Genomic DNA, 12,368 nt, shown 5'->3' on the forward strand with positions numbered 1-12,368 from the left:
GATTACCGGTTTCCCCACCCGTCACGGGAAGAACCGGCGAGTCAGCTCATTGCGGCGGCAGTTGTGCCAACTGAACAAGGCGTACGCCCTCCCGCCGGGTGACCAGTCGACCACGCCCCGGCGGCAGCGGCCCGGGTCGCACCGGCCCGACGAGTGCGCCCTCCTCAGGGCTGCCCGCCATCACCAGGCCGGCCGTGGACAGCTCCCGCAGGCGCTGCACGATCGGCTCGTACTGGGCCCGGCTCGCCCCGCCGGAGCGGCGGGCCAGCACCAGGTGCAGCCCGATGTCCCGGGCGTGCGGCAGGTGCTCCTCCAGTGCGCGCAACGGGTTCGCCGGCCCCGCCGCCACCAGGTCGTAGTCGTCCACCAGCACGAACAGCTCCGGCCCGGACCACCAGGACCGGTCCCGCAGCTGCTGCGGGGTGACCTCCGGCCCGGGAGCCCGCCGCTCCAGGTAACCGGCGGCCGACTCGACCAGGTCGGCGGTGTGTGCCGCAGCGGTGCCGTACCCGATCAGGTGTGGCGTCTCGATGGCGCCGAGCAGGCTGCGCCGGTAGTCGACGAGGATCACCCGGGCCTGCTCGGGAGTGAACCGGGTGATGATCGACGTGGCCAGCGCGCGCAGGAACGACGACTTGCCGCACTCCGAGTCCCCGAAGACCACGAAGTGCGGCTCGGTGGCGAAATCGAGCAGGACCGGACGCAGGTCCGCCTCCGCGATCCCGATCGGCAGCCGCAGCCCGGTCGTCGAGGTGAGGTCCAGATCGGCGTACGGCAGCACCGGCGGGAGCAGCCGCACCCGGGGCGCCGGAGCACCCGCCCACCCGTCGGCGGCCCTCTTGACCAGGCCGGCGGTGTCTCCACCGGCGGTACCGAGCTGGGGCAGCGCGGTCAGGAAGTGCAGGCCCTCCGCGGTCACCCCTCGGCCGGAGCGCTCCGGCACGTTCGCGGCCGCACGCCGGGCCACCAACGAGTCGGCCGGGTCACCGAGGCGCAGCTCCAGCCGGGAGCCGAACAGGTCCCGGATCGCCGGGCGGAAATCCAGCCAGCGCAGCCCGGTGGCGACCACGTGCAGCCCGTACGACAGACCCCGGGTGGCCAGGTCGGTGACGAGTGGCTCCAGGTCGTCGTACTCGCCGCGGATGGTGGTCCACCCGTCGATCACCAGGAACACGTCGCCGTACGGGTCGGTGCCCGGCTGGCCCACCGTCCCCGCTGCCGCCCGCCGCTGGCGGTACGCGGCCATCGACTCCACGCCCAACTCGGCGAAGCGGCGTTCCCGGTCGACCAGCAGGGTGGTCATCTCGCCGACGGTGCGTCGTACGGCGGTCGGGTCGGCGCGGCCGGTCACCCCGCCGACGTGCGGGAGGTCGCGCAGCGCGGCCAACCCGCCGCCGCCGAAGTCGAGGCAGTAGACCTGCACCTCGGCCGGTGTGTGGGTGAGTGCCAGCGCGCAGATCAGCGTGCGCAGGGCGGTGGACTTGCCGCTCTGCGGCGCACCGACCACCGCGACGTGCCCGGCAGCGCCGTCCAGCGCCAGCCAGAGCAGGTCCCGGCGCTGCTCCAACGGTTTGTCCACCACCGCCATCGGCACGCCGAGTGCCCCGTGCAGCTCCGGGTTGCCCACTGTCAGCCCGCGTTTCGGGTGCACCTCGACCGGACCGAGCAGCTCGTCCAGGGCCGGCGGTTGGCCGAGCGGCGGGAGCCAGACCTGGTGCGCCGGCGGGCCCTGCCCGACGAGCCGGTCCACCAGCAGGTCGAGCAGCGTCCTGGTGCCCTCCTCCTCCGCCACGACGGGCACGACCGGGGCCGCCGGCTCGGGCACCGGTACGACGTGGGTGGTGAAGGTCAGCAGCCGCGCGCCCCCCTCGGCGGCGACGCCACCCGGCGCGGCCCGACGGCGGACGGCACCGGAGACGTACGCGGCCTTGAACCGGGCCAGCGGGTCGGTGCCGGCACGCAGGTAGCCGTGGCCCGGTGAGCGGGGCAGCTCGTGCGCGTCCGCCACGCCGAGCACCGTCCGGGACTCCAGCGCCGAGAAGGTGCGCAACCCGATCCGGTACGAGAGGTGGGTGTCCAACCCGCGGAGTCGGCCCTCCTCCAGGCGCTGGCTGGCGAGCAGCAGGTGCACGCCGAGCGACCGGCCCAGCCGGCCGATCTGCACGAACAGGTCGATGAAGTCGGGCTTGGCGGACAGCAGCTCCGAGAACTCGTCGCAGATCAGCAGCAACGACGGCAGCGGGGCGAGGGGGCTGCCGGCCGCCCTGGCCCGCTCGTAGTCGCGCACGCTGGCGAAGTTGCCGGCCCGCCGCAGCAGCTCCTGGCGGCGGACCAACTCCCCGTTGATCGCGTCCACCATGCGATCGACCAGGGGCAACGCGTCGGCCAGGTTGGTGATCACGGCCGCGGTGTGCGGCAGCCGGTCGAACGAGGTGAAGGTGGCGCCACCCTTGAAGTCGACGAGCACGAAGTTGAGCTGCTCGGAGCTGTGCGTGGCGGCGAGCCCCAGCACCAGCGTGCGGAGCAGCTCGGACTTGCCGGAGCCGGTCGCCCCGATGAGCAGGCCGTGCGGGCCCATGCCGTCCTGGGCGGACTCCTTGAGGTCCAGCTCGATGGCGCCGCCGTCCGCACCCACCCCGATCGGCACCCGCAACCGGTCCCGTGCCGAGCGCGGCAACCAGCCCTGTTCCGCAGTGAAGCTCTCCGGGTCACCGAGACCGAGCAGCTCGGGGAGGCCCAGGTCGGCCTGGAGCGGGGCGTCCGGCCCTCTGGCCGCGCCGGCGAGCCGCAGCGGCGCCAACCGTCGGGCGACCGCCTCGGCGTCGGCCAGGTCCAACTGGTCGGCGGTGCCCACCTCGGCGTACCCGTCGGACGACCGCGAGTGCAGCCGCCGGCCGTGCAACTCCAGCAGCAGCGCGTACCGGTCCAGCAGTCGGGGCGGAGGGGTGTCCAGGTCCAGCACTGTGACCGCGTCGATGCCGCCGTCGCCGGTCAGGTCACTGGCACCGGTCAGGTCGCCGCCGTCGAGGACCACCACCACGTGTGGGCCGTCGGTGGCCGGGCCGGCCGGGCTGAACCGGGACCGGGTGGCCAGCACGTCGGCCAGCAGCGACTCCAACTCGGCGGCCGAGCTGGTGACCAGGCGTACCGGGCCGAGCGCGTCGGTGCGACCGGGGTGGTGAGCGTGCGGGAGCCACTTCACCCACTCCCAGCAGGCGCGGCGCTCGGGCCCGGCGCAGACCGCGACGAGCAGCTCGTCGGGGGCGTGGAAGACCGCGAGCTGGGTCAGCACGGCCCGGACCAGGGCCTGCGCCGCCGGGTCGCCGGTGGGTGGCCCACCGGTGGTCGGGGTGGTCGCCCTGCCGCGGCCGGCGGGTCGCACGTGCACCCGGGCGAAGCTGCGCAGCGACAGCGCCACCGGCAGGTCCGGCACCACGGAGTACGCGTCCAGGAAGCGGCGAAGCGCGCCGGCGGTCATCGGCTCGAGCTCCTCCAGCGGCCGGGTGACCGGTGGGATCAGTGGGGTGGCCAGTGTCTGCGGCCCGACGGCGACCCGCACCACGGCGAAATCGGGGTCGGCGGGGCGCCGCTCCCAGACCCGGTGGCTGTCCACCGTCGACCAGAGCCGGCCCGGATCCGGGTGCCGGTAGTAGAGCCCGGCCCGTTGCTGGCCCGCGGTCCGCCGGACCCGCCGCCGCAGCGTGGCCAGGTGGCGTAGGTACTCCCTGCGGGCGGCCATCATCTCGGACTTCTTAGGGGTGCCGGAGGCGCTGCCCCAGGACGTCACGAGCATCGCCAACGAGGAGAGCCCGAACATGCCGCCCACCACGTACGAGTAGGCCCCGCCGCCCCGGCCGAACATCATCGCCATCGCGACCGTGCCGCCGAGCATGGGCAGCAGCATGAGCAGCTGCTGCCACCGCCCGCCGGTCACCACGGGGATCTCCGGCGGTGCGTCGACCGACAGCTCACCGGCGGGAATCTCCGGCGCTGGTCGGCGCGGTGGGCGCTTGATGACGACGGTGGACACTCGGCCTCCTGACAGCGCTGGGTAACCCGAGCCTGGCTCATGGTAGGTAAAGTCCTGTCGTCCGCGCAGCCTCCGATCCCAGTCGATATGGAGACCAGTCGATGACTACCGGGCTGGCACGCGTCACCATCAGCGCGCCGCAACGACGGGTGGACGTCGCCCTGCCGGAGCAGGTGCCCCTGGCCGAGCTGCTGCCCGACGTGCTCCGGCACGCCGGTGTCGGGCTCGCCGACGACGGCGAGCAGCACGGCGGTTGGGTGCTCCGCCGCACCGACGGGGCGTTGCTGGTGACCGCACAGGCGCTGCTGCCGCAGGGGGTCCGCGACGGCGAGGTGCTGCACCTCGTGCCGGCCCGCGCGCACTGGCCCGAGTTGGAGTACGACGACGTCATCGAGGCGATCGCCGACGGCGCTCGCCGCCGGGGCGGCGCCTGGTCGCCCACCGCCACCCGGGCAGCCGGTCTGGCCGGTGCCGCCGTACCGCTCGCGGTCGGGCTGCTCGCCCTGCTCTCCGGTGGCCCGACGCAGCGGGCCGGTTGGCTGGCGGCCGTCGCGGTGGCGCTGGTGCTCACCGTGGCCGCCACTGTCGCCTCCCGTGCCAACGGCGACGGCGCCGCCGGGGCGACGCTCGGCGGCTACGCGCTGCCCTACGCGTTCACTGCCGGTGCCCTGGCCGTCGGCTCCGGCGACCCGGTCGGACCGTTCGGGCCGGCCCGTTGGGTGGGCGCTCCCGAACTGCTGGCCGGTTCGGTCGCGCTGCTGCTGGCGGCGTTGATCGGTCTCCTCGGGGTGGCCAGTCGGCTGCGGGTCTTCGTGGCCGGTGTCACTGTCGGCCTGATCGGTGCGGGGGCCGCGCTCGGTGGGCTGCTGATGACCACGGCCGGGACGGCGGCGGTGCTGCTCAGCGCACTGGTCTTCGCCGTCGGCGTGATCCCGCTGCTGGCCATCCGGCTGGGCAAGCTACCCCTGCCGCCGATCACCCTGCCGGCCGCCACCTCCGCGGAGGAGCCGGAGCGGGTCCGGGACCTGCCGGACCGGGGCCGGGTGCACGCCGCGGTGATCCGCACCGAGGAGATGCTCACCGGAATGCTGATCGGCCACGCGCTGCTCGTGGTGGCCACCGCTGTCGTACTCGTGGCCGCCGGTGGCACGGCCGGTCGGGTGCTGGTGGCGGTCACCTCGGCCGTGCTGCTGCTGAGGTCGCGGCTGTTCGTGGCGCTGCGACACCGGGTGCCGACGGTGCTCGCCGGGCTGGCCGGCTACGCGGCGCTGGGTGCGGTGCTGGTCGGTCGGGCCGACGAGACGGGGCGGCTGGTGCTGGTCCTGGGCGGGGCGGCGCTGGCCCTGGTGGCGGTCGCCAGCGGCACCGGGTACGCCCGCCGGCCGGTCTCGCCGTACCTCGGGAGGATCGCTGACCTCACCGACACGGCCCTGGTGGTCGCCGTGGTGCCGATCGCCTGCGCGGTGCTCGACCTGTACGACCGGGCCCGAGGGCTGCTCGGTTGAGCGGCCCTCGGGCCCGGTGCGTCAGCGGTCGTCAGTGAGTGGATTCGCCGCGCGCCTCGGCGTCGCGGGCCCGCTGGTAGGAGGCGTGGATCTCGGCCTCGGCCTCGGTGCGGCCGACCCAGGTCGCGCCCTCCACCGACTTGCCGGGCTCCAGGTCCTTGTACACCTCGAAGAAGTGCTGGATCTCCAGGCGGTCGAACTCGCCCAGGTGGTGGATGTCGCGCAGGTGCTCCTGGCGGGGGTCCTCGTAGGGCACGCAGAGGACCTTGTCGTCCCCGCCCTTCTCGTCGGTCATCCGGAACATGCCGATGGTGCGGCAGCGGATCAGACAACCCGGGAAGGTCGGCTCGGGGACCAGCACGAGGGCGTCCAGAGGGTCGCCGTCCTCGCCCAGCGTGCCCTCGATGAACCCGTAGTCGGCCGGGTACTGGGTGGAGGTGAAGAGGGTGCGGTCCAACCGGATCCGGCCGGTCTTGTGGTCCACCTCGTACTTGTTCCGGTGACCTTTGGGGATCTCAACCGTCACGTCGAAATCCATCTGCACGCTCCCTCGTCTGCCCACGCTGGCTAACGGAACCAATGGCGGCCCTCCGGACAGGTGAATGCCCACCCGCCGACTCCGGCCGCCGCATAGTCTTCGGACCGAAGTAGTGTCACCCAAGCCGATTTTCGCTGGGGGAGGAGGGGGTCGTGGGGAGGGAAGATTCACACTACCGCCCGGACGGGGGCTCCGCGCACGGTACCGGACGATCCGGCTCCGGCAGTGCCAAGGGGCGGGTCCCGGTGCCGGAGGCGCACCTTCCACGGGCTCCCGACGCACCGACCCCGGCACCGGAGACGGTGCCCGAGCGACCCCCGCCGCTGCCCTGGCGCCCGCCGGCCGGGCCGGCGTCGCCCGCTCCGAACGCGGGTCACTTCCCGGTAGCCGGCGGTGAGCAACCGGTGAGCGGCCCGCCACGCGGCAGTGCCACGGTCCCGGTCAGCCCTGCGCCGCTCAGCCCGTCGTTCGATCCCGGGCCGACCGGCCCCGGCGGCGTCCCCCCGGTGGGCCCGCCGATCTCCGCGTTGCCGGCACCCGCCGACGCCGCGCCCGCGCCCGCAGTCGCCGCGTCGCGCCGCCGGAGACGGCTGCCGGTGGTGCTGGCCGCCGTGCTCCTGCTGGTGCTCGCCAGCGTCGGAGTCGTGATCACCCGTCCCGGCCCGGTCGCCGGATGGCTGGGCGACGACGCCGGGTCCGGGCCGAACGCTGTCGGCGTGACTCCGGAACCCGCCCCGTCGGACGTGCTGGGCGGCCCGGACTCGAACGCCCCGGTGCCCACCCCGGACGGGGTTCGGGCCGTGCTCGATCCACTGGTCGGCGTCGCCGCCCTGGGCGACCGGGTGAACGTCTCGGTCGCCGACGTGATCACCGGTCAGACGCTGTTCGCCAAGGGAGCGGACGACGGCACCGTGCCCGCCTCGGTGACGAAGCTGGCTACCGCTGTGACAGTGCTGGCGGCCCGGGGGCCCGGCTACCGGATTCCCACCCGTGCCGTGGCCGGCGCGAAGGCCGGCGAGGTGGTGATCGTCGGGGGCGGCGACCCGACCCTCGCGATCAACAAGAAGGGTTACTACCCGGGGGCGGCGCGCCTCGACGACCTGGCCGCCCAGGTGCGTACCGCGCTCGGCGGCACGCCCCCGACCAGTGTCACAGTCGACGGTTCGGTCTACTCCGGCCCGGTCTACGGCCCCGGCTGGGACGACGACATCCCCACCGGCGGTTCGGGCGGCGCGGTGACCGCGTTGATGACCGACGGCGCGCGTACCGACCCGGGTGTCGAGCACGGGTCCGCCCCGCGGTTCGCCGAGCCGGACCTGGCCGCCGGCAAGGCGTTCGCCCGGTTGCTCGGGGTGCCGACCGACTCCGTGAAGCGGGGTGCGGCCCCGCCTCAGGCGGCGGCCGGTGCCAGCCCGGCACCGGGTACCGAACTCGGCGTGGTGCAGTCTCCGCCGCTGATCCGGCTGGTCGACGTCATGATCAGCGAGAGCGACAACCTGGTGGCCGAGGCGCTCGCCCGGCAGGTCGCGTTGGCCCGCGGTCAGCCCGCCTCGTTCGACGGCGGCGCCGCCGCCATGGACGCCGAGGTGGCGGAGCTGGGCCTGCCCGCCGACGAGATCAGCGTCTCCGACGGCAGCGGCCTGTCCCGGCTCAACCGGATCAGCCCGTCGCTGCTGACCGATCTGATCCGCTTGGCCGCCAGCCCGGACCATCCGGAGTTGGCCGGCGTCTTCGGTGGTCTGCCGGTGGGCGGCTGGTCCGGGACCCTGAACGAGCGCTACCGCAACACCGCGGGCACCGCCGCGGGCGCGGGCAGCGTCCGGGCCAAGACCGGCACCCTGACCGGCGTGCACTCCGTCGCGGGCCTGGTCACCACCGCCGATGGGCGGCTGTTGACCTTCGCGGTGCTCACCGACAAGGTGCCGGGGGACCGGGACACCGCCCAGCCGGCACTGGACCGGATCGCCGCCGCGCTGGCCGGTTGCGGCTGCGGCTGACCGTCGCCGGTCCGGGGGGCGACGCGGTCGCCATCGGCGTCGATCGAGGGCGCGAGCCCGGGCCGGGGTGTCGCGGCGCGGGTACGGTGGGTTCATGGCGCAGTTCGTGGACTGGGATCTGGCCGCCGCCACCGCGGGGGCGTTGAGCAAGTCTGGCCCCCGCGTGTCGTACGCGGAAGCCACCGACGTGGTCGGCGACCTGCGTCGGCTGACGGACGAGGCGGCCGGGCACGTGGCCGACTACACGGGGTTGCGGGCGCAGGTGTCGCATCCGCCGGTCCGGGTGGTCGATCGCCGCGACTGGGCCGCGACAAACATCGCCGGTCTCCGCGAGGTGATCACACCGCTGGTGAGTCGGCTCTCCGGCGACAAGCAACCGGGCGCGTTGACCGAGGCGATCGGGTCCCGGCTCACCGGGGTGCAGGCGGGGACGGTGCTGGCCTACCTCTCCGGCCGGGTGCTCGGCCAGTACGAGGTCTTCTCGGCCGACCCGGGCCAGCTGCTGCTTGTCGCACCGAACATCGTCGAGGTGGAGCGCAAGCTCGGCGCCGACCCTCGGGACTTCCGGCTCTGGGTGTGTCTGCACGAGGTCACCCACCGCACCCAGTTCACGGCCGTGCCGTGGATGCGGGCCTACTTCCTCAGCGAGGTGCAGGCGTTCGTCGACGCCTCGTCCAGCGGAAGTGAGCACCTGGTCGAGCGGTTGCGGCGCGGGGTGGCCACGTTGTCCGACGCGGTCCGTGACCCGGAGAGCCGCACCAGCGTGCTGGACATCGTGCAGACCCCGGCACAGCGGGCCGTACTGGACCGGCTCACCGCGTTGATGACCCTGCTGGAGGGGCACGCCGAGTTCGTGATGGACGGCGTCGGCCCGCAGGTGATCCCGAGCGTGGAGCGGATCCGGGCGTCGTTCAACCGACGCCGGGAGGCCGGCAACCCGCTGGAGAAGGCGATCCGCCGGCTGCTGGGGGTGGACGTCAAGATGCGCCAGTACGCCGAGGGACGCAAGTTCGTGCACGGGGTGGTGGAACGCGTCGGCATGGACGGGTTCAATTCGATCTTCAACTCGCCGCTGACCCTGCCTCGACTGTCGGAGTTGGGTGACCCGGACGCCTGGGTCGCCCGGGTGCACGGCCCGGCCGGCACCATCCCGGCCGCTGGCTGACCACCCGCCGGTGGCCGCGCTCGCTCCGTCGGTGGCCGCGATCCGGGTGGCGGTCCGCCGCGCCCTGACCGGTCTGCCGTCCGGCGGTCCGGTGCTGGTCGCCTGCTCCGGTGGTGCCGACTCGCTCGCGCTCGCGGCGGCCACCGCCTTCGTGGCGCCGCGGCTGGGCCGCGACGCGACGCTCGTCACCGTCGACCACGGCTTGCAGGACGGTTCCGCGGAGCGCGCCGAGGCGGTGGCCACCTGGGGGCGAGGTGTCGGGTTCGGGTCGGCGACTGTGGTCCGGGTGGAGGTGGCCGGGCGCCCCGGCGGGCCGGAGGCGGCTGCCCGTGAGGCCCGCTACCAGGCGCTGACCGAGGCGGCCCGGCAGCAGAACGCCGTCGCGGTGCTCACCGGGCACACCCGGGACGACCAGGCGGAGACGGTGCTGCTCGCGCTCGCCCGGGGCGCCGGCCCACGAGGGCTGGCCGGGATGCCCGCCCGACGCGATCTGGGCGGGGTGCCACTGCTGCGCCCGCTGCTGGAGATCGGTCGGGAGCAGACGCGCGCCGCCTGCGCCGTGCTCGGGCTGAGCCCGTGGCAGGACCCGCACAACAGCGACCCGTCGTACGCCCGGTCGAGGGTGCGGGGCGACCTGCTGCCGGCGCTGGTGCGGGCGCTCGGGCCGGGCGTGGTGGACAACCTGGCGCGTACCGCCCGGCTGGTGGCCGCCGACAACGCGGCGCTCGACGAGTTGGCGGGGACGGCGCTGGCGGCGGCCCGGTGCCCCGACGGAGGGCTGTCCGTGCCGGCGCTGCTCGGCCTGGTTCCCGCCGTACGCGGCCGGGTGCTGCACTCCTGGGCCCGCGAGTTGGGCGCGCTGCCCGCTGCCCTGTCGCACCGGCACGTCGCCGCCCTGGACGCCCTGGTGACCGATTGGCACGGTCAGGGCCCGGCCGACCTGCCCGGCGGTGTCCGGGTGCTGCGCCGAGACGGCCGACTGGATTCGGTGCGCCCCACCTGACCTGCCCGGCCGGTCTCAGCCGCTGTGCGCCCGGTCCCGGAAGGTGGTCCGGTAGCTGTGCGGGGTGGCACCGACCCGGCGACTGAAGTGGTGGCGCAAGGCGGCCGCGTCGCCGAAGCCGGACTGGTCGGCGACCGCCTCCACGCTCAACGGGGTCTCCTCCAGCAGCCGCCGGGCGAGCAGCACCCGCTGGTTGGTGAGCCAGTCGTGCGGGGTGGTGCCGGTCTCGGCGCGGAACCGGCGGGCGAACGTGCGGGGCGCCATGCCGGCGCGGGCGGCCAACTCCTCCACGGTGATCGTCCGGTCCAGGTGACCCATCAGCCACTCGAGCACCGGTTCGAGGGTGGGTGCCTCGGGCGCCTTCGGGATGGGCGCCTCGACGTACTGGGACTGACCGCCGTCGCGGTGCGGTGGGACCACCATCCGCCGGGCCAGCCGGGTCGCGGTGGCCGAGCCGTGCTCCTGGCGGATCAGGTGCAGGCACGCGTCGATGCCGGCCGCCGTGCCGGCGCTGGTGAGCAACCGGCCGTCCTGGACGTAGAGCGAGTTGCACCGCACCCGGGCGCGCGGGTGTCGGCGTTGCAGCTCGTCCACGTACCGCCAGTGGGTAGTGCACTCGCGGTCGTCGAGCAGCCCGGCCTCGCCGAGCAGGAAGGCTCCGGAGCAGACGCTGAACAGGTGCGCTCCGCGGGCGTCGGCCCGGCGGAGCGCGTCGAGCACCGGGCCGGGGACTGTGGTGCCCTGGCTGTGCGCGGGGATGGCCACCAGGTCGGCCTCGTCGACCGGGCCGAGGTCGGCGTGCGGGGTGAGGTGGAAGCCGGACGAGGTGCGCACGGGAGCGCCGTCCGGGCTGCACACCTGGAAGCGGTAGGCGGGGAAACCGTCGGCTGTCCGGTCGGTGCCGAACACCTCGGCGAGCACGCCGAGCTCGAAGGGAGCGACCTGGTCGAGGGCGAGGACGGCAACGGACCGCAGCATGTGACGAGGGTAACCCGACAGGTGGCAGTAAATCGATGACCGATGGCATTCCTGCCACTGTCCGGTCGCTTCGTGAGGTCGCAGACTGGTCTCAGTCCGGTGCGCACCGGCGGCGAAACCGACAGCAATCATGCGAAAGCGAGCGCCGCCATGGAGTTCCTGTTCATCCTCCTGTTCCTCGTCCTCCTCGCCGCCGCCTCGGCGGCCGGCCTCACCGTCGACAGCCACGATTCGGCCGACTGGAAGCCGAGCGACGATGGCCGCCGCTGGCGGTCACGCACCAACTGATGTCTTTAGCGTTATTTGCCCGGAAAATCCTCGGCGGGACCGCGCCAAAAGGTGCGGCCCCGCCGACGGAGGCCATCCGACGTACGGCAGGCTAGGAGTCATGGCTGACGGCTCCTGGTACGACGCCGACATCGACCACGTGATCATTTCCGAGGCGCAGATCCGCGAGAAGACGGCGGAGCTGGCCAAGCAGGTTTCCGCCGACTACTCCCACGTCGGCGACGGGCTGCTGCTGGTGTGCGTACTCAAGGGCGCGGTGATGTTCATGGCGGACTTCGCCCGGGCGCTGGGCCGCAACGGCCCGCCGGCGGAGCTCGACTTCATGGCCATCTCGTCCTACGGCCAGGGCACCACCTCCTCCGGGGTGGTCCGCATCCTCAAGGATCTGGACCGGGACATCGCCGGTCGGCACGTGGTCGTCGTCGAGGACATCGTCGACTCCGGGCTCACGCTCTCCTGGCTGCTGCGCTACCTCGAGTCGCGCTCGGCGGCCAGCGTCGAGGTGGTCGCCCTGTTCCGCAAGCCGGACGCGGTGAAGGTGCCGGTCCCGGTGAAGTACGTCGGCTTCGACATCCCCACCGAGTTCGTGGTCGGGTACGGCCTCGACTTCGCCGAGCGCTACCGGGAGCTGCCGTACGTCGGGGTGCTCAAGCCCGAGGTCTACGCCCGCTCCTGACGTCGGGCCCGACCCGGCACGGTGGCCCACCGGTCGACATGAGCCCTACTTGCATCGGCATCCATCAAGCCGACGTTCAGCGCGCTCTCAGCTGATGCGGTTACCGTGTAGCACGGTGGCCCGGAGGTTTCTCCGCGCTCGACCCTCTCGATCGCGTGACCGGGCGCTCGGGTGGCCGAGCCGGACTC

The 12,368-nt window shown here is 73.6% G+C and carries 9 protein-coding genes; 6 read left to right on the plus strand and 3 right to left on the minus strand.

The features are described from left to right. Nucleotides 1-46 precede the first annotated feature (46 nt). Nucleotides 47-4,030: a type VII secretion protein EccCa gene (gene eccCa / locus ABZ794_RS14640; protein WP_238690416.1), complete on the minus strand. Its 3,984-nt coding sequence runs from the start codon at nt 4,028-4,030 to the stop codon at nt 47-49. Between the two features lie 101 nt (nt 4,031-4,131). Between eccCa and eccD the strand changes: the two genes are divergently transcribed. Further along, nucleotides 4,132-5,535 carry a type VII secretion integral membrane protein EccD gene (gene eccD / locus ABZ794_RS14645; protein WP_238690417.1) on the plus strand — a complete coding sequence of 468 codons (1,404 nt, stop codon included), beginning with the start codon at nt 4,132-4,134 and terminating at the stop codon, nt 5,533-5,535. Between the two features lie 31 nt (nt 5,536-5,566). Here the strand turns inward: eccD and ABZ794_RS14650 are convergent, their stop codons facing one another. Continuing rightward, nucleotides 5,567-6,073 (minus strand): inorganic diphosphatase, encoded by a 507-nt coding sequence (locus ABZ794_RS14650; RefSeq protein ID WP_210780802.1) that lies wholly within the window; start codon nt 6,071-6,073, stop codon nt 5,567-5,569. A gap of 506 nt (nt 6,074-6,579) precedes the next feature. On the opposite strand from ABZ794_RS14650, the gene dacB reads away from it, so the two are divergent. The 3 genes from dacB (at nt 6,580) to tilS (ending at nt 10,238) form a co-directional block, all read left to right on the plus strand. Further along, nucleotides 6,580-8,070, plus strand: coding sequence for a D-alanyl-D-alanine carboxypeptidase/D-alanyl-D-alanine-endopeptidase (gene dacB / locus ABZ794_RS14655; protein ID WP_357516011.1), 1,491 nt, complete (start codon nt 6,580-6,582; stop codon nt 8,068-8,070). Between the two features lie 94 nt (nt 8,071-8,164). Next, nucleotides 8,165-9,235, plus strand: a complete 1,071-nt coding sequence (locus tag ABZ794_RS14660) for a zinc-dependent metalloprotease (protein WP_091403614.1) — start codon at nt 8,165-8,167, stop codon at nt 9,233-9,235. 10 nt (nt 9,236-9,245) lie between these two features. Further along, the gene (tilS, locus tag ABZ794_RS14665) at nt 9,246-10,238 is read left to right on the plus strand and encodes a tRNA lysidine(34) synthetase TilS (RefSeq protein WP_357515863.1); all 993 of its coding nucleotides are present in this window, start codon (nt 9,246-9,248) and stop codon (nt 10,236-10,238) included. A 15-nt stretch (nt 10,239-10,253) separates the two neighbouring features. Here tilS and ABZ794_RS14670 read toward each other — a convergent pair whose 3' ends face one another. After that, the gene (locus ABZ794_RS14670; protein WP_203121473.1) at nt 10,254-11,216 is read right to left on the minus strand and encodes a helix-turn-helix domain-containing protein; all 963 of its coding nucleotides are present in this window, start codon (nt 11,214-11,216) and stop codon (nt 10,254-10,256) included. A 42-nt stretch (nt 11,217-11,258) separates the two neighbouring features. On the opposite strand from ABZ794_RS14670, the gene ABZ794_RS14675 reads away from it, so the two are divergent. Continuing rightward, nucleotides 11,259-11,504: a hypothetical protein gene (locus ABZ794_RS14675; protein ID WP_238667229.1), complete on the plus strand. Its 246-nt coding sequence runs from the start codon at nt 11,259-11,261 to the stop codon at nt 11,502-11,504. A gap of 100 nt (nt 11,505-11,604) precedes the next feature. Beyond that, complete coding sequence (hpt, locus tag ABZ794_RS14680; RefSeq protein WP_210780804.1) at nt 11,605-12,180, plus strand: hypoxanthine phosphoribosyltransferase; 576 nt, start codon at nt 11,605-11,607, stop codon at nt 12,178-12,180. Nucleotides 12,181-12,368 lie beyond the last annotated feature (188 nt).

This window comes from Micromonospora sp. NPDC047187, assembly GCF_040643355.1.
Taxonomy (GTDB): domain Bacteria; phylum Actinomycetota; class Actinomycetes; order Mycobacteriales; family Micromonosporaceae; genus Micromonospora; species Micromonospora salmantinae.